Source organism: Pseudomonas sp. N-137, assembly GCF_034555295.1.
GTDB classification, from domain to species: domain Bacteria; phylum Pseudomonadota; class Gammaproteobacteria; order Pseudomonadales; family Pseudomonadaceae; genus Aquipseudomonas; species Aquipseudomonas rhizophila.
In genome coordinates, this window is sequence record NZ_JAXUDQ010000004.1 from 276247 (window position 1) to 299328 (window position 23082).

Genomic DNA, 23082 nt, shown 5'->3' on the forward strand with positions numbered 1-23082 from the left:
GCCCGCCGCGTCTTCGACGCTGCGCTGTCGCGCAGTGAACTTGGCTCTGTGGCGAGGGGATTTATCCCCGTTGGGCTGCGAAGCGGCCCCCAAAACCAGCCAACTCGGCCAGGAGGATTGAGCTCACTGCTTTATTAGGGCTGCTACGCAGCCCAGCGGGAGCAAGCTCCCTTGCCACAGGCCCCAGACCTGAAATGAACAGCGTCGCCAATCTCGTCGCATCCATGCCAAGGGAAGGTCATACCTCTTTGATCATCCATCCCCTTGCATAGTCGCTATCCTGGGACAGTAGCTCTCGGACTCCTGTTGTGGGGTTGATTGTATACACAGTCCTTTCACCGGGACCCTGGTCCGAAGACCATGCACGCAAGTCCCCCAAACCTGGGTCGCCGTCATGGATGGTTCGAAGCGCTCCCCAAGTCACCAGGTCAGGGATCGTCCCCCCGGCGTTCCACGCAGCCCCCCAGCAATTCCAATACGTCTGCCACTCATTGTCTTTACCTAAGTCAAACAGCAGCCAAACCTTGGAAGTAATGACTTGGTAAGACACGCTTGCACCCATTTGATCTCGGACGTTTATCGTAGCGGTCCCTGAGTGCTTCGATACAACCCGTGGTTGCGATGATGAAAAAAGCTCTGCCACCTCTGGGTCGCTGGAAGTATAGATATAGGGAGGCACACCTCCCGACGGTATCCGCTCTACGAACGCCCCTACTGGCGGACGTTCAGGAAACTTATCGGCTCTAAACATTAACTGGTCGAGAATCGCGTCGCTGGTATCGATGCTTAAGGGTTCAGGTATCACAGTCAGGATACGTACGTTCGAATAGACGTTCGTAGGGTGGTAGAGCGACTTTGCATACAGGCGGCGAGCGCCGACGTCGACGGTAATTTCTTTGGTCCATAGGCCGGTTGTCGCATCGGCAGTTGCTGTGCCCTTGGGGACGGCACCAGCACCGCTGCCATCGTAGACCTCGATCTCCTTGCCATGGCTTGCCTCACCCGACAGCACCAAGGTGGTGCTGGTTGTTTCGCCTTTGTCGGGAATCTCCTCACCGGCGGCATTTTTTACATGGATAAGAGTAGGAGCAATCAGCACGCGGTCCAAATGGATATCCAAGTACTTGATCAACGACCGGTTGGAGTTGCCCAACTGGTCAGTCACCGTGAACTGGAGCGCTGTATTGGGGTTGTCCCCTGCCTGTCTGAATGTTTCGGTAAACAGGGTATGCGTCACCGGTCTGGCGGCATCAAATCCGTCAACTGGAACGGTCACATTGCCCACTAAAAATCTGATGCTGTCGTAATCTCGCGGATAGGAATAGGTAAAACCAAACGCCACACCCTGCGCCGCCCGCTCGGCGCTGACCCCATCACCGAGCACATCCGGCGGGATCACCAGATCCAGGCCCTGAGGCGCCGGCTCACCGGGGGCCCGCAAGTGGTACAGCACATTCAAATCATTGGAAATACCGGGATTTTCGCTGAGACGGGTTATTGTGTAATGCAGCCTGTTGACCCCTTCTCTCAGTTTTCCCTGGGGAAGGTCCAGGAGAAAGTACTCCTTACTTTCCTCTCCCGGCTGGACGGTAAAGCCTGCCCCCGAGAGCTCGCCATTGACATACAAGTCAACTCGATCAAGGACCGCCATTGTCCAGGAGCCGCTCTTGAGCTCGGTCCATGCATAGATCACGCATTGCAATCCCTCGGGCCGACCGTCATAAATGCTTTGTGGGATGCCGCCGTGCGCAAGGCCTTCCGGAAGCACCGGCGTCTTCCATCCCGGGATGTAAACAGGGAATAGTTCGAACGGATGGTTCAAGACAGACGATTCGGTATCCATCATGTTTTCCTGGCGAGTGAGGGTAGCGTGGCTTTTCGGCGTTGGGCCATCAAACTCCAGCCAAGGAAGATCGGCTACTGTCAGGATTGACAGGTCAGAGCAGATTGCCGACGAACGGCGGGAGAAAACGACTGGACGCTGGAGCCAAGCCTTAGAAAAGCAGCCAGGTAATCTGGATAAAGTGATGCTCAAAAACCAAACGATAATCCCTCTTATTCAAACCGCCCCGCCCTGTTAGACTTTGCGCCCTCGTTTCACTCCTCTTCCAGGAAGTCCGATGCCGTCGTTGCCTCTTCGCTTATGCGCTCTGTTCATGGCCCTGGGCCTGAGTGCCTGCGATGACGCCCCGCGTTTTACCCAGGCCGAACCCGGCGAAGCCCGGTCCGGTGGCGCTGCGACGGTACGCAAGAGTGATCAGAACGCCTTTTCCCTGCCCTCGGCCAACCTGCCACCTTCGCGACGCGTGGACTTCGCCGTGGGCAACAGTTTTTTCCGGAGCCCCTGGGTGATCGCGCCCTCGACCACCACCGCACGGGACGGTCTGGGGCCATTGTTCAATACCAACGCCTGCCAGAACTGTCACGTCAAGGACGGTCGCGGCCATCCGCCGGCACCGGACGCGGCCAGCGCGGTGTCGATGCTGGTGCGCCTGTCGATTCCCGATGCCCCGGCCTACGCCAAGGTCATTGAACAACTGGGGGTGGTGCCGGAGCCGACCTATGGCGGGCAATTGCAGGACATGTCCGTGCCCGGCGTTGTCCCCGAAGGCAAGGTGCGGGTCGATTACACGCCAGTCCCGGTGCGCTTCGACGACGGCACCGTCGTAGAACTGCGCAAGCCGCAACTGCAGATCACCCAACTGGGCTATGGCCCGATGCACCCCGACACACGCTTTTCGGCCCGCGTCGCACCGCCGATGATCGGCCTGGGGCTGCTCGAAGCCATTCCCGATGAAGCTATCCTGGCCAATGCCCAAGCCCAGGCACGGGAGAACAACGGTATCGTCGGCCGGCCGAACCAGGTCTGGGACGATGTCCAGCAAAAGACCGTATTGGGGCGTTTCGGCTGGAAGGCCGGCCAGCCGAACCTCAATCAGCAGAACGTCCACGCCTTTTCCGGTGACATGGGCCTGACGACAAGCCTGCGCCCCTTCGACGATTGCACCCAGGCCCAGGTCGACTGCAAGCGCGCCCCGAACGGCAACGGCGCCGATGGCGAGCCGGAAGTCAGCGACAACATTCTGCGCCTGGTGCTGTTCTACAGCCGCAACCTCGCCGTACCGGCCCGTCGCGATGTGAACTCGCCCCAGGTGCTGGCCGGCAAGAATCTGTTTTTCCAGGCCGGCTGCCAGTCGTGCCACACCCCGAAATACACCACGTCCGCCAACGCTGCCGAACCGGAACTGGCGAATCAGGTCATTCGCCCCTACACCGATCTGCTGTTGCACGACATGGGTGAAGGCCTGGCCGACAACCGCAGCGAATTCAAGGCCAGCGGCCGTGACTGGCGGACCCCACCGCTGTGGGGCATCGGTCTGACCGAAGCCGTCGGTGGTCACACCCAGTTCTTGCATGACGGTCGCGCGCGCAACCTGCTCGAAGCCGTGCTATGGCATGGCGGCGAAGCGCAAGCGGCGCAGCAACAAGTTCTAGCGTTCAATGCCGAGCAACGCGCTGCGTTGCTGGCGTTCCTGAATTCCCTTTAATCGCATTCTCCGAAAAACGGGAGCCCGACATGTTCCGTCCCAAGCTGTTGTTTACCAGCCTCGCCGCCATCGTCCTCGGCGCATGCTCGCCCCAGGATCCGCAAGCGGTCACCTCAGCGGCCATCGCCAAGCAAGTGATCCTGCCCACCTACAGCCGCTGGGTCGAGGCTGACCGGCAACTGGCAACCAGCGCCCTGGCCTTCTGCCAGGGCAAGGAAAACCTGGAGACCGCCCGCGCCGACTTTCTCAAGGCACAAAAAGCCTGGGCCGAGTTGCAACCACTGCTGATCGGCCCGTTGGCCGAGGGCAATCGCGCCTGGCAGGTGCAGTTCTGGCCGGACAAGAAAAACCTGGTGGGCCGTCAGGTCGAGCAACTGGTCAATAACCAGCCGCAGATCGACGTTGCCGGTCTGGCCAAGTCCAGCGTTGTGGTCCAAGGCCTCTCCGCCTATGAGTACCTGCTGTTCGACGCCAGGATCGACATGGCCGACAGCGCGCAAAAAGCCAAGTACTGCCCGCTGCTGATCGCCATTGGCGAACGTCAGAAGCAATTGGCCGAAGATATCCTGTCGCGCTGGAATACCAACGACGGCATGCTCGCCCAGATGAGCAAGTTTCCGAACGAGCGCTACGCTGATTCCCACGAAGCGATCGCCGATTTGCTGCGGGTCCAGGTCACCGCCCTGGACACCTTGAAAAAGAAACTCGGTACGCCGATGGGCCGCCAGAGCAAGGGCGTACCACAACCTTTCCAGGCCGATGCCTGGCGCAGCCAGTCGTCGCTGCAAGGCCTGCAAGCCAGCCTGAGCGCGGCCAGGACCGTCTGGGTCGGCGTGGACAACAAGGGCCTGCGCAGCCTGTTGCCAAGCGAGCAGAAACCCTTGGCCGACAAGATCGACGCGGCCTACGACACCTCGTTGAAACTGTTCGCCGACAGCCAGCGCTCGCTGGTCGAAATGCTCGCTGACGACGCCGGACGCCAGCAACTCAACGAACTGTACGACAGCCTCAACGTTGTCCATCGCCTGCACGAAGGCGAATTGGCCAAGGCGCTGGGCATTCAATTGGGCTTCAATGCCAACGACGGTGACTGATCATGTTTCGACGTCAGGCTCTGGCACTGGGCAGCCTGCTGCTCGGCGCCGTTACCCTGGGCGGCTGGACGCTGTTCAAGCAACAGGACAAGCATCCGCTCCTGCTTTCGGCACGGGACGATAGCGACGGCAAGCACTACGCCGTGGGCTATCGACTGGACGGCAGCCGGGTGTTCGCCACCCAGGTCAAGCAGCGCTGCCACGACATCATTGACCATCCGACAAAACCGATTGCGCTGTTCGTCGCTCGTCGCCCAGGCACCGAAAGCTACCTGATCGACCTGCGCGACGGTTCGCTGCTGCAGACCCTCACCTCGTTGCCGAACCGGCATTTCTATGGGCACGCGGTGATTCATAAAAGCGGCGAATGGCTGTACGCCACCGAGAACGACACGACCTATCCAGGCCGCGGCCTGCTAGGCGTGTACCGTTTTGAAGGCGAACGGTTGGTGCACAGCGGCGAACTGTCGACTCACGGCATCGGCCCTCATCAAGTGTCGTGGATGCCCGACGGCGAAACGCTGGTGGTCGCCAACGGCGGCATCCGCACCGAGGCCGAAAGCCGCGTCGAGATGAACCTCAATGCCATGGAGCCGAGCCTGGTGCTGATGCAGCGCGATGGCACACTGCTGAGCAAGGAAACCCTCGCCCAATCGATGAACAGCGTGCGCCACATGGGCATCGCCAGCGACGGCACCATCGTTTGCGGCCAGCAATTCATGGGCGATGCCCACGAATCCTCCGAGCTGTTGGCAATCAAGCGTCCGGGCCAGCCGTTCCAGGCATTCCCGGTGGCCGAGCATCAATTGCAGGCCATGGGTCATTACACCGCCAGCGTTGCCGTACACAGCGACCTGCGCCTGGTGGCCCTGACAGCGCCCCGTGGCAACCGCTTTTTTATCTGGGACCTGGACAGCGGCGAAGTACGCCTGGATGCGCCTCTGCCAGACTGCGCCGGTGTGGGTGCGGTGGCCGACGGTTTCGTCGTGACATCGGGTCAGGGCCGTTGCCGCTTTTACGATTGCCGGCAGGCACAACTGGTTGCAAAACCACTGGATCTGCCCGCAGGGCTCTGGGACAACCATTTGCATTTGATCTGACAAGCGGGCGGCGGGCCTTCAGGAAAAATCCTTACACATTACCGATGAACATCGTTTTGAATCGGTCGCGTACTCGGAGTAATGTGCCCGCCTGTCTGTATTTTCTCTCGGCTTATTTCCAAGGAAGTGGAACATGCTGCGACGCCGCATGCTGATCATGTTGGGTGTTGTCCTGCTGGTGGTATTGCTACTGGCCGGCTACAAGGGTTTCTCCGTTTACCAGCAGATCCAGATGTTTTCTGCCCCCAAACCGCCGGTCAGCGTCGCCGTGGCCACGGCTGTCGAGCAGCCTTGGCAAACCCGCCTGCCCACCGTCGGCAGCCTCACCGCACTGCAAGGCGTAGACCTGAGCCTGGAAATTGCCGGGACGGTGCAGAAGGTGCAGTTCCAGTCGGGGCAAAAGGTCAAGGCCGGCCAGCCACTGGTGCAACTGGACAGTGACGTCGAAAGCGCGCTGCTGGAAACCGCCGTGGCCGACCTTAACCTGTCGCAACTGGATTTTGGCCGGGGTCGGCAACTGGTGGGCAGCCAGGCGATCTCCAAGGGCGAATTCGACCGGCTCGCGGCGCAGTTGAAAAAGAACCAGGCCACAGTCAACCAGCTCAAGGCTTCGCTGGCCAAGAAACACATCGTTGCGCCGTTCAGCGGCACCATCGGCATTCGCCAGGTGGACGTCGGCGACTATCTGGCCAGCGGCACGGTGATCGCCACCCTGCAGGACCTGAGCAGCCTGTATGTGGATTTCTACCTCCCCGAGCAAGCGGTACCCAAGCTCACGGTCGGCCAGGCAGTCAACGTCAGTGTCTCGGCCTATCCCGGCCAGACCTTCGTCGGCGCCATCAGCGCGATCAACCCCAAGATCGAAGACAGCACTCGCAACGTGCTGGTACGCGCTACCCTGGGCAACCCCGACGGCAGGCTGTTGCCCGGCATGTTCGCCAGCCTGCAGGTGATCTTGCCGGACAAGGCCAACGCCATCGTCGTGCCGGAAAGCGCCGTGACCTACACCCTCTACGGCAACTCCATGTACGTCGTGACGCAGAAGAAAGCCGACGACGGCACCGTCGAGAAAGATGACAAGGGCCAGCCGATCCTCATCGCCGAACGGCGATTCGTCGAAACCGGTGAGCGACGCGACGGGCTCGTGCTGGTTTCCAAAGGCGTGCAGAGCGGCGAACAGGTCGTGATCGCCGGCCAGATCAAACTGGATAACGGCACGCCCATCGCCATCAGCGACGACAAGACCCTGACCGAACAGAACAGCCCGCCCCCTGCGGACTGATCAAGGAACCCCCATGGCTTTTACTGATCCGTTCATCCGCCGTCCGGTGCTCGCCACCGTGGTCAGCCTGTTGATCGTGCTACTGGGTTTCCAGGCCTGGAGCAAGCTGCCCCTGCGCCAGTACCCGCAGATGGAGAACGCCCTGATCACGGTGACCACCGCCTACCCCGGGGCCAACGCCGAGACCATCCAGGGCTATATCACCCAGCCGATGCAACAGAGTCTGGCCAGCGCCGAGGGCATCGACTACATGACCTCGGTCAGCCGTCAGAATTTCTCGGTGATATCGGTCTACGCCCGCATCGGTTCCAACAGCGACCGACTTTTTACCGAGCTGCTGGCCAAGGCCAACGAAGTCAAAAACCAGCTACCCCAAGATGCTGAAGACCCGGTGCTCAGCCGCGAGGCCGCCGATGCCTCGGCACTGATGTACATCAGTTTTTTCAGTAAGGAACTGAACAACCCGCAGATCACCGACTACCTGTCACGGGTGGTCCAGCCCAAGCTGGCGACATTGCCGGGCATGGCCGAAGCGGAGATCCTCGGCAACCAGGTCTTCGCCATGCGCCTGTGGCTGGATCCAGTCAAGCTTGCCGGTTTCGGCCTCACCGCCGCCGACGTGACCGATGCCGTGCGCCAGTACAACTTCCTCTCGGCCGCTGGTGAGGTGAAAGGCGAATACGTAGTCACCAGTATCAACGCCAACACCGAACTCAAGTCCGCCGAGGCCTTCGCGGCGATTCCGCTCAAGACCGATGGCGACAGCCGCGTGCTGTTGCGCGATGTGGCCCGGGTGGAGATGGGCGCCGAGAACTACGACACCATCAGTTCCTTCGGTGGCACGCCCTCGGTGTACATCGGCATCAAGGCCACCCCCGGCGCGAACCCGCTGGACGTGATCAAGGAAGTGCGCAGGATCATGCCGGATCTGGAGGCCCAACTGCCGGCCAACCTCAAGGCCGAGATCGCCTACGACGCCACCCTGTTCATCCAGGCTTCCATCGACGAGGTGGTCAAAACCCTCTTCGAGGCGGTGCTGATTGTCATCGTCGTGGTGTTCCTGTTCTTGGGCGCCCTGCGTTCGGTGGCCATCCCGGTGGTGACCATCCCGCTGTCGATGATTGGCGTGATGTTCTTCATGCAGTTGATGGGCTACTCGATGAATCTGCTGACCCTGCTCGCCATGGTGCTGGCAATTGGTCTGGTGGTGGACGACGCGATCGTGGTGGTGGAAAACATCCACCGGCACATCGAGGAAGGCAAAAGCCCATTCGACGCTGCAATTGAAGGTGCCCGGGAGATCGCTATGCCGGTGATCTCGATGACCATCACGCTGGCGGCGGTGTACGCGCCGATCGGTCTGCTGGAGGGGCTCACGGGGGCGCTGTTCAAGGAGTTCGCGCTGACGCTCGCCGGCGCGGTGGTCATTTCCGGGATCGTCGCACTGACCCTCTCGCCCATGATGTGCGCCTTGCTGTTGCGTCACGAAGAGAACCCCTCGGGACTGGCGCATAGACTGGACGTGGTTTTCGAACGTCTTAAAAACCGCTACCAGCGCATGCTTCATGGCATGCTCAATACCCGGCCTGTGGTGCTGGTGTTCGCGGTGATCGTGCTGCTGCTGATTCCGGTGCTGATCATGTTCACCAAGTCCGAGCTGGCCCCCGATGAAGACCAGGGCATCATCTTCATGATGGCTAGTGCCCCGCAGCCGACCAACCTCGACTACCTGAACACCTACACCGATCATTTCATCACCATCTTCAAGGAGTTCCCGGAGTACTACTCCTCGTTCCAGATCAACGGATACAACGGCGTGCAATCGGGCATCGGCGGCTTCCTGCTCAAACCCTGGAACGAACGCAGCCGCACCCAGATGGAAATCCTGCCTGAAGTCCAGGCCAAGCTGGAGAACATCCCCGGCCTGCAAATATTCGGTTTCAACCTGCCCTCCCTGCCTGGCACCGGCGAAGGCTTGCCATTTGCGTTCGTCATCAACTCGCCCAAGGACTACGCAACGCTGTTGCAGATCGCCGAGCGGGTCAAAAAGCGCGCACTGGAATCCGGCAAGTTCGCTTTCATGGACGTTGACCTGGCTTTCGACAAACCCGAAGTCGTCGTGGACATCGATCGTGCCAAGGCCGCCCAGATGGGCGTCTCGATGCAAGACCTGGGCGGCACACTCGCCACCCTGCTGGGTGAAGCCGAGATCAACCGTTTTACCATCGAAGGGCGCAGCTACAAGGTCATCGCCCAGGTCGAACGACCGTTCCGGGACAATCCGGACTGGTTGAACAACTACTACGTAAAAAATACCCAGGGTGAATTGCTGCCGCTGTCGACGCTGATCAAAGTCAGCGATCGGGCGCGACCACGGCAGTTGAATCAGTTCCAGCAACTCAACGCGGTGACGATTTCGGGTTTTCCCATCGTGAGTATGGGCGAGGCCATCGAGACGGTCCGCCAGATTGCCCAAGAAGAGGCTCCGGTAGGGTTCGCTTTCGACTACGCAGGGGCGTCGCGACAGTTCGTCCAGGAAGGTAGCGCGCTGTGGGTCACCTTTGCCCTGGCGCTGGCGATCATCTTCCTGGTGTTGGCCGCCCAGTTCGAAAGCTTCCGGGACCCGCTGGTGATTCTGGTGACGGTACCGCTGTCGATTTGCGGCGCCTTGATTCCGCTGTTCCTCGGCTGGTCGAGCATGAACATTTACACCCAGGTAGGACTGGTGACGCTGATCGGCCTGATCAGCAAGCACGGGATCCTGATCGTTGAGTTCACCAACCAGCTGCGCAGGGAACAGGGGCTAACCCCACGGGAGGCCGTGGAGCAAGCCGCATCGATTCGCTTGCGTCCCGTACTGATGACCACCGCGGCGACGGTATTTGGCATGGTGCCATTGATCCTCGCTACCGGGGCCGGGGCGGTGAGCCGCTTCGACATCGGCTTGGTGATCGCCACCGGGATGTCGATTGGCACGCTGTTCACACTGTTCGTATTGCCCTGCGTGTATACGTTGCTGGCCAAGCCGGACAAACCCTAACGTGCGACCACTGGCCCTGTAGGTGCTGTCGAAGGCTGCGATCCAAAAAATAAAGGCCTCGCATACGCGAGGCCTTTATTTTGGCTTCCTGTCCATCAACTCTGGGGCCTCATGCCTTGGGAAAGACTGAACATGAACAGCAACAGATCGTCGTCCGGCCGGATCGCCTCGCTGGCCTTGGCCACACGTGGCAAAGGGCAGTGCGCGTCCGGGTGGGAAGCACTGAGGATCTGCGAACGGGGCTGCTCCCATACCGCCACCGCCATAGAGGTAACTGCCAGGGCTCCTACGAGAAACAAACCTCTAGCAATTTCTAATTTCATCGCTATAAACCTTTGATAGCGCTGCCAAACGCCGCTTTGTAAAAGTAGACGAGTTTTTCCCATTCTGAATCGCTGAACGACGAATGGCGTCGCAGTTGCTTCATGTCATGGGACGCTGCGGTCCGGGAAGTCAGGCGTTGACGGGACTTTTCCAAATCCAGCAGGGCCACTTCGGCTCGAGCGGACTCACCCTCTCCGGTCACGCGCACAAATACATGCTTGGTATAGAGGCAGCCATGCTGCCAACGCCCCTTATGCATGCGAGCCAGGTTCTCTGCCAATGCCTGGAGAATTCGGTCATGTCCCGCTTCGCCATGACGCTCGCGCCCGCCTGTGGCATACCAGTGATCCAACTCCACGAAACCGTCCAGCGCATGAGTCACCAGCAGCGCACGCCACTTGTGAATCGGGTCCCGCTGTGCGCCACAGAAGATGACCTTTGGAACGCTGACGTCGAGTCGGCTCAATGCCAGCAGGGCATCTTGCTCACGTAACACGGTTGGGCGGCCAAACGGATGCAACAAGCTACGGTAAATATGCCCTGTCTGACGCTTGGCATAGAGCAGATCGCCGCCGTTGTTGATCCGCTGCACTCCGCTTTCACCACCACGACGCACATTGGGTTGTTCCACCCATTCACCCTGCTGATTCCAGAAGTGTTCGAAGCCGCAGCGGGGGACCGCTGTTGTCTCTACTGCCACAACCATGCTGTTACCTCTTGCGTAATACATAAACTCGCCACATGGCATAGAGCGGCAGGAAGTCCAGTCGTTCCTGAATGCGGAAACCAGCCTGTCGAAACTCACCCTCGACTGTAGCGGCCGGTAACACAAATCGATTCTGGTAGCCTTTCTGCCCACGCGTGTGCTCCAGACGCTTACGTCTCCAGGCCTTGAAATTTCCATCGACCCACAATGAAACGATCACGCTATCACGAGTGACACGTTCGAATTCCCGCAGAATCGCCAGTCGATGCGCAGGTTCACCGATGTGGTGGAGCAGGCGCATGCAAAAAATGCTGTCGACGGCGTTATCAGGCAAGGCAATGTCGAACGCAGAAGCGTGCAAGGGTTGTACCCGTTTTACGACATCGGCGGGTTGAGCGTTCAACGCAGTCTTGAGCATGGCTTCGGAATTGTCCGCACCGATGATCACCCGGTTCGGTTTTTCGGCCAGCACAGACCATAAACGCCCGGCACCACACGGCAAGTCCAGCACCAGGCCAGGATCACCTGCCAACGCCAACGCCATGCGTGCCAGTTGTTCATCACGGCGGTGGGAAAGACGCCGACTCAGGCCAGCCTGATGTTTATTCAGGTATTGATGAGCGTGCTGTTCGTCATATTTTTCGGAAAAGTCGAGCTTGATAGGGTTGGACATTGGCGAGAGCCTCCATGAGGTAATGGCTCCCACGTTAGGGATGGACATGTCCGCACCAAGTCATCCCTTTGTGAAAACTTCATCATGCAGGCACTCGACGGTTTTCAAGATATTTCCAACAGGCAGGCTTGAGCAGAGCGCTCAGCTACGAGGATGCAATTCAACCTCAAAATGACAGCCATTGGGCTCCATGGTGCTGAGGCTCACGGTCCAGCCCTGGTTCTCGCAAATCCGCTGGACCAATGAAAGCCCCAACCCAAGCCCTTCGCCGCGCTTTTCGTTACCTCGCACGAACGGTTCGAACATCGCCTCGCGTTTTTCTTCGGGAATGCCCACGCCACTGTCCTCGACCACGAAGCCGGTCGCGGACAGCGTGAGGCGAATGAAGCCCTGATCGGTGTAGTGCAAGGCGTTGCGCAGCAAGTTACCCATGACGGCGGTCAGGAACGTGGCGTTATACGGGGTGTCGGCGGTTTGCCCCGGCTCGAAGATCAGGGTCAGGCCCTTGGCTTCGATCGGCGCACGCCACAGCCCAACGAGGTCCTCGGCCACCTGCCCTAGCGTCAACCGGGGCGACATACCGCTGTCTTCGCGCTGGGTCCTGGCGAGCATCAGGAAGGTTTGCACCAGCTCGCGCATTTCTTCACTGGCCCGACTGATCCGCTCGACCTGTTTGCGACCGCGTTGATCCAGGGCCGGGTTCTCCAGCAACAGCTCACAGGAGCTGGCCAGGACCATCAACGGCGTGCGTAACTCATGGCTTACGTCGCTGGTGAACAACCGTTCACGCGTCAGGGCCTGGCGCAGTCGCCCCAGCGTAGCGTCGAACGCCACGGCCAGCTCACCCACTTCATCGGCGGCATAGTCAGGGGCCAGCGGCGGGGCCAGCCCGAGGAGCTGGTCGCGATGGCGCACTTGCCGGGCCAGACGCACGACCGGCGCCATCACCCGGCGAGCCAGGACCCAACCCAGGAACACCGCCAGCGCCAGGCTGAGCACGAAGCCCACCAGCACCACGGCGAACAGCACCCGTTCGCGCTCTTCGAAATCGCTCTGGTCCTGCAGTAGCACGTAGTGTCGACCGTCAACAATCTCGACCATGGCGTGATACGACAATTGCGCGCGAAAGACCTCGTGGAAACCGCGATCCAGGTGACGCAGATCCTTGGGCAAATCGAAGTCACCCGGGCCGCCACTGAAATAGAACAACTGGTCGGGTTCCGGACGATGACTCCAGTCCGAAACGCTGTCCATCAGCAGCAGGCGTTGCAGGTCCCCCCCAAGCCCGGCGGAAATCAGCCTTTCTTCCACCAAGTGAACCGTCGCCACGATGCCCATGGCGAATGCACCGGCGACCAACGCGCTCATCAGCGCAAAGGCGATGATGATCCGTTGGGCAAGGCTTTGCTTAAACTCCATCTCGGCCCTCGGCCAGGCGATAACCCACGCCATGCACGGTGTGCAACAGCGGTTTGTCGAACGGTTTGTCGATCACCTGACGTAATTGGTGAACATGGCTGCGCAGACTGTCGCTGTCCGGGCAATCATCGCCCCACAAGGCTTCTTCGAGGATTTCCCGGCGCAGCACGTGGGGGCTTTTCTGCATCAAGACCGCCAGCAGCTTCAGGCCTACAGGGTTGAGCTTCAGCAGTTTGCCTTCGCGGGTGACTTCCAGGGTATCGAGGTCGTAACTCAGGTCACCGACCTGCAAGGCGCGCCGCCCGCCGCCCTGGGCCCGACGCATGACCGCTTCGATCCGCGCCGCCAGCTCCGACAAGGCAAAAGGTTTGACCAGATAATCATCGGCGCCGGACTTGAACCCTTGCAGGCGATCGTCCAGTTGATCCCGGGCGGTGAGCATGATCACCGGTGTATCACGTCGGGCGTCCTCGCGCAGGCGCTTACACAAGGTGTAGCCGTCGATGCCCGGCAGCATGATGTCGAGCACGATCAGGTCATAGTGCTCGGTCGCGGCCAGGTGTAACCCCGACAAACCATCCTGGGCACAATCGACGGTATAGCCTTTGAGCCCCAGGTAATCGGCCAGATTGGCCAGGATGTCACGGTTGTCTTCAACCAACAGAATTCGCATGGGCATCTCCTCTGCGCACGTGGACGGTCATCGTGGCCCGCGCAGCTTAAGGCCAAGTGTGAATCACGGCTAGGGTTGTATCGGCGGTCGTAGCGAGCAAGCCCGCTCCCGCAAGGGTCGCGCGTGGATTGCCCGGACATTGACGAGTTTTTCACCCGGCATTCACGCCTCACCCACGGTGCCCGGACCAGACTGCGCGCAACGCGCTGCTCAAGAACACTTCACCAAAGGTACTGCCATGGTTTCCACCACCACCCGTCCCGTCTCCAGGCCGCTGAATTTCCGGGTCGCCCTGGGCCTGCCCGCTGCAATCGCGGTGATCCTGGTGCTGCTGGAACTGACCACGCTGGACATGGATCTGGCCAGGCTGTTCTACGACCCAGTCGACGGGTTCATCGGTCGGCACAGTTTTTTTCTGGAAGACATTCTGCATGACCGGGCCAAACAGGTGGTCATCGCGTTTTCTGTGCTGTCGATTCTCGGGTTCATCTGCACGTTCTTCCTCACCCGACTCAAACCGTTCAAACGCGAACTGGGCTGCCTGGTGCTCTCCCTGGCGCTGGCTACTTCTTTCGTCACGCCGATGAAAGCCGTAACGGCAGTGCAATGCCCCTGGAGCCTGAAGGAGTTCGGAGGCAAGCAAACCTACAGCGAACTGCTGAGCCCGCGCCCGGCAACTGACAAACCCGGCCGATGCTGGCCCGGCGGTCACGCTGCCACCGGGTTTACGCTGTTCGCGTTGTTCTTCGTACTGCGCGACCGCCGCCCTCGCCTGGCCCGCCTGGCCTTCATATTCGCTGCCTCCCTGGGAACGCTGTTCTCCGTGAGCCGCATGATGCAAGGGGCGCATTTCTTTTCCCACAATGCGTGGACAGCGGTGTTCTGTTGGCTGATTTGCTTGGGGTGTTATTACTACGTGCTGTACCGGCCGGCCTCTACAGCGAAGCGAGCGGCGACAACCCAACCCGTCAATGCTTGAACACCAATCTGAATGTGGGAGCGAGCCTGCTCGCGATAGCGTCGGATCAGCAACATTGAGGGTGACTGTTACACCGCTATCGCGAGCAGGCTCGCTCCCACAGGGATTGGTGCAAATTCAATGAGCGGGGTAAACCCGAGGCATTAAAAAACCCCGCCTGCTTTCGCAGACGGGGTTTTTCAGTACAGGGGTAAGGCTGGCTTACATCATGCCGCCCATGCCACCCATGCCGCCCATGTCTGGCATACCGCCGCCAGCTGGAGCGTCTTCCTTGATTTCAGCGATCATCGCCTCGGTGGTGATCATCAGGCTGGCAATCGACGAAGCCGCTTGCAGAGCCGAACGAGTCACTTTGGCTGGGTCCAGGATACCCATTTCGATCATGTCGCCGTATTCGCCGGTCGCAGCGTTGTAACCGTAGTTACCCGAACCCTGCTTGACCTTGTCGACCACAACGCTTGGCTCGTCACCGGAGTTGGCGACGATCTGGCGCAGCGGTGCTTCAACAGCGCGACGCAGCAACTGGATGCCCACGTTCTGGTCATCGTTATCGCCTTTGAGCTCGCTGATGGCTTGCAGGGCACGAACCAGTGCCACGCCGCCGCCAGGTACCACGCCTTCTTCGACGGCTGCGCGGGTTGCGTGCAGGGCGTCTTCAACGCGGGCTTTCTTCTCTTTCATTTCAACTTCGGAACCGGCGCCAACCTTGATCACTGCAACGCCGCCCGACAGCTTGGCCAGACGCTCTTGCAGTTTTTCACGGTCGTAGTCGGACGAAGTGTCGGCCACTTGTGCGCGGATCTGAGTAACGCGAGCCTGGATATCAGCCTCGACGCCAGCACCGTCGATCACGGTGGTGTTTTCCTTGGACAGGATTACGCGCTTGGCGTTACCCAGGTGCTCCAGGGTGGTGCTTTCCAGGCTCAGGCCGATCTCTTCGGAGATAACGGTACCGCCGGTCAGTACGGCGATGTCCTGCAGCATGGCCTTGCGACGGTCGCCGAAGCCAGGTGCCTTGACGGCAGCGACTTTAACGATACCGCGCATGTTGTTCACAACCAGAGTCGCCAGGGCTTCGCCTTCAACGTCTTCAGCCACGATCAGCAGTGGGCGGCCGGCTTTGGCAACGGCTTCCAGCACTGGCAGCATTTCGCGGATGTTGGAGATTTTCTTGTCGACCAGCAGGATCAGCGGGCTCTCAAGCTCGGCAACCATGGTGTCCGGCTTGTTGACGAAGTACGGCGACAGGTAGCCACGGTCGAACTGCATGCCTTCAACAACCGACAGTTCGTTTTCCAGGCCCGAGCCTTCTTCAACGGTGATCACGCCTTCTTTACCGACTTTTTCCATGGCTTCGGCAATGATGTCGCCGATGGAGTTGTCGGAGTTGGCCGAGATGGTGCCGACCTGAGCGATAGCCTTGGTATCAGCGCATGGCTTGGACAGGGCTTTAAGCTCTTTGACGATGGCGATGGTCGCCTTGTCGATGCCGCGCTTGAGGTCCATCGGGTTCATGCCGGCAGCGACAGCCTTGAGGCCTTCGTTGACGATCGATTGAGCCAGTACGGTCGCGGTGGTGGTGCCGTCACCAGCATCATCGTTGGCACGGGAGGCAACGTCTTTGACCAGTTGCGCGCCCATGTTTTCAAAGCGGTCTTTGAGCTCGATTTCCTTGGCTACGGAAACGCCGTCCTTGGTGATGGTCGGAGCGCCGAAGCTCTTCTCGATGATCACGTTACGGCCTTTAGGGCCCAGGGTCGCTTTTACTGCGTCAGCCAGGACGTTGACACCGGCGAGCATTTTCTTGCGGGCGGAATCGCCGAATTTAACTTCTTTAGCAGCCATGATCGATATTCCTTAAATACTTTGTAGTAACGGGAAAATGAGCGGGGGAATCAGTCTTCCAGGACAGCGAGGATTTCGTTCTCGCTCATCACCAGCAGGTCTTCGCCGTCGACTTTCACTGTGTTGCTGCCGGAGTAAGGGCCGAACACAACCTTGTCACCCACTTTCACGGCCAGCGCACGTACTTCACCGTTTTCCAGAGCCTTGCCTGGGCCTACAGCGAGAACTTCACCGTGGTTGGCTTTTTCAGCAGCCGAACCTGGCAGGACGATACCGCCAGCGGTTTTCTTCTCTTCTTCGCTGCGACGGATGACGACGCGGTCATGCAGAGGACGAAGCTTCATTGTCGATCTCTCCTAATTTTGGTTTTCATCGGCCGGTGTAGTCCCGGCGGGTTTAACAAAAGCCGGCGGAGCCGGATGCGGTTCGTCAAGCGAACCGCGGAAGTCTGTCCAGTGTCGCCACCGGAAACCTTGCGGTGACCCATACATAAGGGCGTACAAGCCGATTTCAAGGGTCGGGTAGAAAATTTTTTACTTCACGAAGCCGAAAACGAACACGGCACCCGAAGGTGCCGTGTCGCTGGTTTTACTTGGTATCGCGGTGCTCGAACTCGCCTTCGATCACATCCGGTTCGCGGCCCACAGGTTCTCGTGGAGGCGGCCCGCCACGGGGCTGAAGGTCGTCGGCGAAGGCTCGCTGGCGAATCGCCTGTTCTTCGGCACGCTGGCGCATTTTATTGGCCAGCAACCGACGGGTGAACGGCAGCAGCATGACCAGGCCCAGCACATCGCTGATGAAGCCAGGCAGGATCAACAGACCGCCACCCAAGGCCAGCATCAGGCCTTCGAGCATGGTCTGGGCAGGCAGCTCGCCACGGTTCAGGCTTTCACGGGCACGCAGAGCCGTGGCGAGGCCGGCGATGCGCAGCACGAACACGCCGAGCATCGAGCCGAGAATGACCAGCAGCAGCGCCGGGAAAAACCCGATCGCCCCGCTGACCTTGACGAATACGAACAGCTCCAACACCGGGAACAGCAGAAAGAGCAACAAAAAAGGGCGCATCAAAAGGTTCCTCAACGCAAGAATGCCTTGCTATCAAACCCTAAATGACGTCGCCCTTTCGTGAATTCAAGCGTCAGCCTCAGCATTTTTTGGCCATTGCTCGGCGTGAGCCAGATAAACCAAGGCTTCGCGCACTTGTGTCGGCGTATTGCAAGGCGCTGGAAACGCCAGCCAGTAAAGGGCCTGACCGATCCGCAAGTGCATGCCTTCGCTGTCGATACCGGCCAGTTGCGCAGGTTCGGTGGCGGGCAGACCGGCCAGCTCGACGTAATGCGCGATGGCCTTGGCATGGTCGGCATTCATGTGATCGATCATGCTGGCTTCGGCCTTGCCGGCGAAGGGGTTGGCCAGGGTGATCTGGTCGATCCAGTGAATGGCCCCAAAGCCACCGATGTAACGATGACGCACCGGGTTGAGCACCCAGAAATCGAAGTCATGGGCCTTGTGGTAGTTCTGCGACTCCGGGAAATAACGGTAGTAACGCTCAGCGGCGGCGTCGATGGCGAGGTTGTCTTCCAGCTTGCGCGCCTCGGCCAGATAAGTCAGGCGCCCTACGGCCTGCACATCCTCGGCCCCCCGCTCACCTACGAGCATTGAACACTTGGGGTCTTTTTGCAGGTTGTGGGTGTGTTGGGCGATACGGCTGATCAGGATCAGTGGACGGCCTTGGTCGTCCAGGCAATAGGGCACCACGGAGCCGAACGGGAAACCGGGCATGGATTTGGAATGGGTGGAGAGCACTCCACGGTATTCCTTGAGCAGCAATTCTCGTGCATGCTTGGCAGCTTCAACGCTCAATTTATGACTCCTTTGATCAAATCCGTCTGGAAACGGTCAGGCGACTGGAGCAAAGTACCAGCGCGCCTTTAGGCAGTTCTCGTGTGCAACCGGGCTACGCCGTCGCAGATCGAGAGGCCAGTAAAAGGACATCCTCCAACCGCTCTGCAATCTGGACATGCCAATGCAACTCACCGACAAAGTAATCATTATCACCGGCGGTTGCCAGGGTCTGGGCCGCTCCATGGCCGAGTATTTCGCCGGCAAAGGCGCCAAGCTCGCCCTGGTGGACCTCAATCAGGAAAAACTCGACCAGGCGGTTGCCGCCTGCGTGGCCAAGGGTGTCGAGGCCCGGGCTTATCTGTGCAACGTCGCCAATGAGGAGCAAGTGAGCGACATGGTCGCCCGGGTCGCCGAGGACTTCGGCGCGATCCACGGCTTGATCAACAACGCCGGGATCCTGCGCGACGGCTTGCTGCTCAAGGTCAAGGACGGCGAAATGAGCAAAATGAGCCTGGCCCAGTGGCAGGCGGTGATCGACGTCAACCTCACGGGTGTCTTCCTGTGTACCCGCGAAGTGGCAGCGAAAATGGTCGAGCTGAAGAACAGCGGCGCGATCATCAACATTTCGTCGATCTCGCGCGCCGGCAACGTCGGCCAGACGAACTATTCGGCGGCCAAGGCCGGCGTGGCGGCCGCCACCGTGACCTGGGCCAAGGAACTGGCACGCTACGGCATCCGTGTCGCAGGCATCGCGCCGGGCTTCATCGAAACCGAAATGACCCTGGGCATGAAACCCGAAGCCCTGGAAAAAATGACCTCTGGCATCCCGCTCAAGCGCATGGGCAAACCCGAGGAGATCGCCCATTCGGCGGCGTACATCTTCGAGAACGACTATTACACCGGCCGGATCCTGGAGATGGATGGCGGGTTGCGGATCTAAAAACCGACACACAACCACTGTGGGAGCGAGCCTGCTCGCGATGGCGCCGGGTCAGTCAACTTTGATGTGACTGATACACCGCTATCGCGAGCAGGCTCGCTCCCACAATGGATTGTGTTACGGCTTATTCAATCGTCGCTCATGGTGATGTTCGGCATCGCCGGTGACGCAGCCTCTTGCAGCACGATCCGCGCGCCGACGTGGCGAGCCAGTTCCTGATAGACCATGGCGATCTGGCTGTCCGGCTCGGCAATGACCGTGGGTTTGCCGCCGTCAGCCTGCTCGCGAATCAGCATCGACAGCGGCAGCGAGGCCAGCAGTTCGACGCCGTACTGGCTCGCCAGTTTTTCTCCGCCGCCTTCACCGAACAGATGCTCGGCATGTCCGCAGTTCGAGCAGATGTGCACGGCCATGTTTTCCACCACACCCAGTACCGGGATGTTCACTTTGCGGAACATCTCCACACCCTTGCGGGCGTCCAGCAGGGCCAGATCCTGCGGCGTGGTGACGATCACCGCACCGGCTACCGGGACTTTCTGCGCCAGGGTCAGTTGGATATCCCCGGTGCCTGGCGGCATGTCGATCACCAGGTAATCCAGATCGCCCCAGGCGGTCTGCGTCACCAGTTGCAGCAAGGCGCCGGAAACCATCGGCCCGCGCCAGACCATCGGCGTGTTGTCATCGGTCAGGAAGGCCATGGACATGACTTCCACGCCATGGGACTGGATCGGCACGAACCACTTCTGATCCTTGACTTGTGGCCGGGTGCCCTCGGCAACACCGAACATGATGCCCTGACTCGGGCCGTATATGTCCGCGTCGAGAATCCCGACCTTCGCGCCTTCACGGGCCAGGGCCAGGGCCAGGTTGGCGGCGGTGGTGGATTTACCCACGCCGCCCTTGCCCGAGGCCACGGCGATCACGTTCTTGACGTTCGCCAGCCCCGGCACTTGCGCCTGGGCCTTGTGGGCAGCGATCACGCTGGTGACGTCGACTTTGGCGCTGGCTACACCGTCCAGGGACTCGATCGCCATTTGCAGCATCTGCGCCCAACCGTTCTTGAACAGATCGGCGGCGTAGCCGATTTCCAGCTGGACGCTGACGCGATCGCCCTGGATGTCGATGGTGCGCACGCATCCGGCGCTGACCGGGTCCTGGTTCAGGTAAGGGTCGGTGTACTGGCGAAGAACGGCTTCCACCGCTGCGCGATTGACGGCGCTCATGGGCAACTCCGATAGCAAGACTTGAAAAACAGGCCGCTATCCTACGCCCCACGCTGCCGCGTGGCGACTTGATTACTGTCGCGCGAACACCTTTGTGGCGAGGGAATTTATCCCCGTTGGGGCGCGCAGCGGCCCTAAAACCTGCTGCTACAGTGTGTCAGAGTGCTCTATTTTGGACTGCTGCGCAGTCCAGCGGGGATAAATCCCCTCGCCACAGGTTGTCTCCATACCGCCCCCAGCAATGCATCCGGAAACAGGCCAGTGGGGTGAAATATATTTCCCAGCGCTTTATAGTGGCCGACCTCCGTTTCATCAAGTAGCCGAGCCCCATGTCCGAGCCACGCAAGATCCTCGTCACCAGCGCCCTGCCCTATGCCAATGGTTCGATTCACCTCGGCCATATGCTGGAATACATCCAGACCGATATGTGGACGCGCTTCCAGAAACATCGCGGCAACCAGTGCATCTATGTCTGCGCCGACGACGCCCACGGTTCGGCCATCATGCTGCGCGCGGAAAAGGAAGGCATCACCCCGGAGCAACTGATCGCCAACGTCCAGGCCGAACACAGCGCCGACTTTGCCGATTTCCTGGTGGACTTCGACAACTTCCACTCCACTCACGCCGAAGAAAACCGTGAGCTGTCGAGCCAGATCTACCTGAAGCTGCGTGACGCCGGGCACATCGCGACCCGTTCGATCACCCAGTATTTCGACCCGGAAAAGAAAATGTTCCTGGCCGACCGCTTCATCAAAGGCACTTGCCCGAAATGTGGCACCGAGGACCAGTACGGCGATAACTGCGAAAAATGCGGCGCCACCTACGCACCGACCGACCTGAAGGACCCGAAATCGGCGATTTCCGGGGCGACGCCAGTGCTCAAGGACTCCCAGCACTTCTTCTTCAAGCTGCCGGACTTCCAAGAGATGCTGCAAACCTGGACCCGCAGCGGCACGTTGCACGACGCGGTGGCCAATAAGCTCGCCGAATGGCTCGACTCCGGCCTGCAAGAGTGGGACATTTCCCGCGATGCGCCGTACTTCGGCTTCGAAATCCCCGGCGAGCCCGGCAAGTATTTCTACGTATGGCTGGACGCGCCCATCGGCTACATGGCGAGCTTCAAGAACCTTTGCGACCGCACGCCGGAGCTGGACTTCGACGCGTTCTGGGGCAAGGACTCCACGGCCGAGGTGTATCACTTCATCGGCAAGGACATCGTGAACTTCCACGCGCTGTTCTGGCCCGCTATGCTCGAAGGCGCCGGTTTCCGTAAACCGACCGGTATCAACGTCCACGGCTACCTGACCGTCAACGGACAGAAAATGTCCAAGTCCCGCGGCACCTTCATCAAGGCCCGGACCTACCTGGACCATCTGTCGCCGGAATACCTGCGCTACTACTACGCGGCCAAGCTCGGCCGTGGCGTGGACGACCTGGACCTGAACCTTGAAGACTTCGTGCAGAAGGTCAACTCCGACCTGGTGGGCAAGGTAGTCAACATCGCCAGCCGTTGCGCCGGTTTCATCCACAAAGGCAACGCCGGTGTACTGGTGGCCGGTAACGCCGCGCCGGAGCTGACCGAGGCCTTTCTGGCGGCGGCCCCGAGCATCGCCGAAGCCTACGAGGCCCGTGACTTTGCCCGGGCGATGCGCGAGATCATGGCCCTGGCCGACCGCGCCAATGCCTGGATCGCCGACAAGGCGCCGTGGTCACTGAACAAACAGGAAGGCAAGCAGGACGAAGTCCAGGCGATCTGCGCCCTGGGTATCAATCTGTTCCGCCAACTGGTGATCTTCCTCAAGCCGGTGCTGCCGTTGCTGGCCGCCGATGCCGAAGCTTTCCTGAACGTCGCACCGCTGACCTGGGACGATCACCAGACGCTGCTGAGCAACCATCAACTGAACGAGTTCAAGCCGCTGATGACTCGCATCGACGCCACCAAGGTGCAAGCCATGACCGACGCCTCGAAAGAAGACCTGGCCGCCAGCCAGACCGACACCGGTGCCCCGGCCGGCAATGGCGAGCTGACCAAGGACCCGTTGTCGCCGGAGATCGATTTCGACGCCTTTGCCGCCATCGACCTGCGCGTAGCCCTGATCGTCAAGGCTGAAGCCGTGGAAGGCGCCGACAAGCTACTGCGCCTGACGCTGGACATCGGTGATGAGCAGCGCAACGTGTTCTCCGGCATCAAGAGCGCCTATCCAGACCCGGCCAAGCTCGAAGGCCGGCTGACGATGATGATCGCCAACCTCAAGCCGCGCAAAATGCGTTTCGGCATCTCCGAAGGCATGGTGATGGCGGCAGGTCCCGGCGGTGAAGAAATCTACCTGCTGAGCCCCGATAGCGGCGCCAAGCCGGGTCAGCGGATCAAATAACGCGACCACGCGCGGT

At 60.0% G+C, this 23082-nt stretch carries 19 protein-coding genes; 8 read left to right on the forward strand and 11 right to left on the reverse strand.

Annotated elements, in window-relative coordinates; all coding sequences use genetic code 11:
* Positions 1 to 238 precede the first annotated feature (238 nt).
* Positions 239 to 1843, reverse strand: coding sequence for a hypothetical protein (locus T3A99_RS01705; RefSeq protein WP_274089921.1), 1605 nt, complete (start codon positions 1841 to 1843; stop codon positions 239 to 241).
* A gap of 277 nt (positions 1844 to 2120) precedes the next feature.
* On the opposite strand from T3A99_RS01705, the gene T3A99_RS01710 reads away from it, so the two are divergent.
* The 5 genes from T3A99_RS01710 to T3A99_RS01730 all read left to right on the forward strand — a co-directional run bounded on the left by T3A99_RS01710 (position 2121) and on the right by T3A99_RS01730 (position 10064).
* Positions 2121 to 3548 carry a di-heme oxidoredictase family protein gene (locus T3A99_RS01710; protein WP_274089922.1) on the forward strand — a complete coding sequence of 476 codons (1428 nt, stop codon included), beginning with the start codon at positions 2121 to 2123 and terminating at the stop codon, positions 3546 to 3548.
* A gap of 29 nt (positions 3549 to 3577) precedes the next feature.
* A complete protein-coding gene (locus T3A99_RS01715) occupies positions 3578 to 4642 on the forward strand; it encodes an imelysin family protein (RefSeq protein ID WP_047226990.1) in 1065 nt (354 codons plus the stop codon).
* Positions 4643 to 4644: 2 nt separating this feature from the next.
* Positions 4645 to 5742: a DUF1513 domain-containing protein gene (locus T3A99_RS01720; RefSeq protein WP_274089923.1), complete on the forward strand. Its 1098-nt coding sequence runs from the start codon at positions 4645 to 4647 to the stop codon at positions 5740 to 5742.
* 133 nt (positions 5743 to 5875) lie between these two features.
* Positions 5876 to 7024 (forward strand): efflux RND transporter periplasmic adaptor subunit, encoded by a 1149-nt coding sequence (locus T3A99_RS01725; RefSeq protein ID WP_274089924.1) that lies wholly within the window; start codon positions 5876 to 5878, stop codon positions 7022 to 7024.
* Positions 7025 to 7037: 13 nt separating this feature from the next.
* Positions 7038 to 10064, forward strand: a complete 3027-nt coding sequence (locus tag T3A99_RS01730; RefSeq protein WP_160893220.1) for a multidrug efflux RND transporter permease subunit — start codon at positions 7038 to 7040, stop codon at positions 10062 to 10064.
* Positions 10065 to 10159: 95 nt separating this feature from the next.
* On the opposite strand, the gene T3A99_RS01735 is transcribed toward T3A99_RS01730, so the two are convergent.
* From T3A99_RS01735 to colR, 5 genes are all read right to left on the reverse strand, one after another.
* Entirely contained in the window at positions 10160 to 10387 is a 228-nt protein-coding gene (locus T3A99_RS01735) for a hypothetical protein (protein ID WP_076383717.1), read from the reverse strand.
* 2 nt (positions 10388 to 10389) lie between these two features.
* Positions 10390 to 11094 carry a lipopolysaccharide kinase InaA family protein gene (locus T3A99_RS01740; protein WP_047226995.1) on the reverse strand — a complete coding sequence of 235 codons (705 nt, stop codon included), beginning with the start codon at positions 11092 to 11094 and terminating at the stop codon, positions 10390 to 10392.
* A 4-nt stretch (positions 11095 to 11098) separates the two neighbouring features.
* Positions 11099 to 11767 carry a class I SAM-dependent methyltransferase gene (locus T3A99_RS01745; protein WP_076383716.1) on the reverse strand — a complete coding sequence of 223 codons (669 nt, stop codon included), beginning with the start codon at positions 11765 to 11767 and terminating at the stop codon, positions 11099 to 11101.
* A 141-nt stretch (positions 11768 to 11908) separates the two neighbouring features.
* A complete protein-coding gene (locus tag T3A99_RS01750) occupies positions 11909 to 13186 on the reverse strand; it encodes a sensor histidine kinase (RefSeq protein ID WP_047226997.1) in 1278 nt (425 codons plus the stop codon).
* Complete coding sequence (colR, locus tag T3A99_RS01755) at positions 13176 to 13859, reverse strand: two-component system response regulator ColR (RefSeq protein ID WP_047226998.1); 684 nt, start codon at positions 13857 to 13859, stop codon at positions 13176 to 13178. The genes T3A99_RS01750 and colR overlap by 11 nt, the downstream gene beginning before the upstream one ends.
* Before the next feature lie 238 nt (positions 13860 to 14097).
* Between colR and T3A99_RS01760 the strand changes: the two genes are divergently transcribed.
* Positions 14098 to 14838, forward strand: a complete 741-nt coding sequence (locus tag T3A99_RS01760) for a phosphatase PAP2 family protein (RefSeq protein WP_274089925.1) — start codon at positions 14098 to 14100, stop codon at positions 14836 to 14838.
* Between the two features lie 201 nt (positions 14839 to 15039).
* Here T3A99_RS01760 and groL read toward each other — a convergent pair whose 3' ends face one another.
* The 4 genes from groL to T3A99_RS01780 form a co-directional block, all read right to left on the reverse strand.
* Positions 15040 to 16683, reverse strand: a complete 1644-nt coding sequence (gene groL, locus T3A99_RS01765) for a chaperonin GroEL (protein WP_047227000.1) — start codon at positions 16681 to 16683, stop codon at positions 15040 to 15042.
* A gap of 50 nt (positions 16684 to 16733) precedes the next feature.
* A complete protein-coding gene (locus tag T3A99_RS01770; RefSeq protein WP_047227001.1) occupies positions 16734 to 17027 on the reverse strand; it encodes a co-chaperone GroES in 294 nt (97 codons plus the stop codon).
* A gap of 244 nt (positions 17028 to 17271) precedes the next feature.
* Positions 17272 to 17748 (reverse strand): FxsA family protein, encoded by a 477-nt coding sequence (locus T3A99_RS01775; RefSeq protein ID WP_047227002.1) that lies wholly within the window; start codon positions 17746 to 17748, stop codon positions 17272 to 17274.
* Positions 17749 to 17814: 66 nt separating this feature from the next.
* Complete coding sequence (locus T3A99_RS01780) at positions 17815 to 18546, reverse strand: HugZ family protein (protein ID WP_076383714.1); 732 nt, start codon at positions 18544 to 18546, stop codon at positions 17815 to 17817.
* 163 nt (positions 18547 to 18709) lie between these two features.
* Between T3A99_RS01780 and T3A99_RS01785 the strand changes: the two genes are divergently transcribed.
* Positions 18710 to 19468, forward strand: coding sequence for an SDR family oxidoreductase (locus tag T3A99_RS01785; RefSeq protein ID WP_047227004.1), 759 nt, complete (start codon positions 18710 to 18712; stop codon positions 19466 to 19468).
* Between the two features lie 128 nt (positions 19469 to 19596).
* Here the strand turns inward: T3A99_RS01785 and apbC are convergent, their stop codons facing one another.
* Complete coding sequence (apbC, locus tag T3A99_RS01790) at positions 19597 to 20691, reverse strand: iron-sulfur cluster carrier protein ApbC (RefSeq protein WP_139049323.1); 1095 nt, start codon at positions 20689 to 20691, stop codon at positions 19597 to 19599.
* A gap of 329 nt (positions 20692 to 21020) precedes the next feature.
* Here apbC and metG point away from each other — a divergent pair, with 329 nt between their 5' ends.
* Complete coding sequence (gene metG, locus T3A99_RS01795; protein WP_047227006.1) at positions 21021 to 23066, forward strand: methionine--tRNA ligase; 2046 nt, start codon at positions 21021 to 21023, stop codon at positions 23064 to 23066.
* Positions 23067 to 23082 lie beyond the last annotated feature (16 nt).

Coding starts and splice junctions, on each gene's coding strand:
- T3A99_RS01705 (WP_274089921.1), bottom strand. CDS start 1,843: ATGGATACCGAATCGTCTGTCTTGAACCATCCGTTCGAACTATTCCCT.
- T3A99_RS01710 (WP_274089922.1), top strand. CDS start 2,121: ATGCCGTCGTTGCCTCTTCGCTTATGCGCTCTGTTCATGGCCCTGGGC.
- T3A99_RS01715 (WP_047226990.1), top strand. CDS start 3,578: ATGTTCCGTCCCAAGCTGTTGTTTACCAGCCTCGCCGCCATCGTCCTC.
- T3A99_RS01720 (WP_274089923.1), top strand. CDS start 4,645: ATGTTTCGACGTCAGGCTCTGGCACTGGGCAGCCTGCTGCTCGGCGCC.
- T3A99_RS01725 (WP_274089924.1), top strand. CDS start 5,876: ATGCTGCGACGCCGCATGCTGATCATGTTGGGTGTTGTCCTGCTGGTG.
- T3A99_RS01730 (WP_160893220.1), top strand. CDS start 7,038: ATGGCTTTTACTGATCCGTTCATCCGCCGTCCGGTGCTCGCCACCGTG.
- T3A99_RS01735 (WP_076383717.1), bottom strand. CDS start 10,387: ATGAAATTAGAAATTGCTAGAGGTTTGTTTCTCGTAGGAGCCCTGGCA.
- T3A99_RS01740 (WP_047226995.1), bottom strand. CDS start 11,094: ATGGTTGTGGCAGTAGAGACAACAGCGGTCCCCCGCTGCGGCTTCGAA.
- T3A99_RS01745 (WP_076383716.1), bottom strand. CDS start 11,767: ATGTCCAACCCTATCAAGCTCGACTTTTCCGAAAAATATGACGAACAG.
- T3A99_RS01750 (WP_047226997.1), bottom strand. CDS start 13,186: ATGGAGTTTAAGCAAAGCCTTGCCCAACGGATCATCATCGCCTTTGCG.
- colR (WP_047226998.1), bottom strand. CDS start 13,859: ATGCGAATTCTGTTGGTTGAAGACAACCGTGACATCCTGGCCAATCTG.
- T3A99_RS01760 (WP_274089925.1), top strand. CDS start 14,098: ATGGTTTCCACCACCACCCGTCCCGTCTCCAGGCCGCTGAATTTCCGG.
- groL (WP_047227000.1), bottom strand. CDS start 16,683: ATGGCTGCTAAAGAAGTTAAATTCGGCGATTCCGCCCGCAAGAAAATG.
- T3A99_RS01770 (WP_047227001.1), bottom strand. CDS start 17,027: ATGAAGCTTCGTCCTCTGCATGACCGCGTCGTCATCCGTCGCAGCGAA.
- T3A99_RS01775 (WP_047227002.1), bottom strand. CDS start 17,748: ATGCGCCCTTTTTTGTTGCTCTTTCTGCTGTTCCCGGTGTTGGAGCTG.
- T3A99_RS01785 (WP_047227004.1), top strand. CDS start 18,710: ATGCAACTCACCGACAAAGTAATCATTATCACCGGCGGTTGCCAGGGT.
- apbC (WP_139049323.1), bottom strand. CDS start 20,691: ATGAGCGCCGTCAATCGCGCAGCGGTGGAAGCCGTTCTTCGCCAGTAC.
- metG (WP_047227006.1), top strand. CDS start 21,021: ATGTCCGAGCCACGCAAGATCCTCGTCACCAGCGCCCTGCCCTATGCC.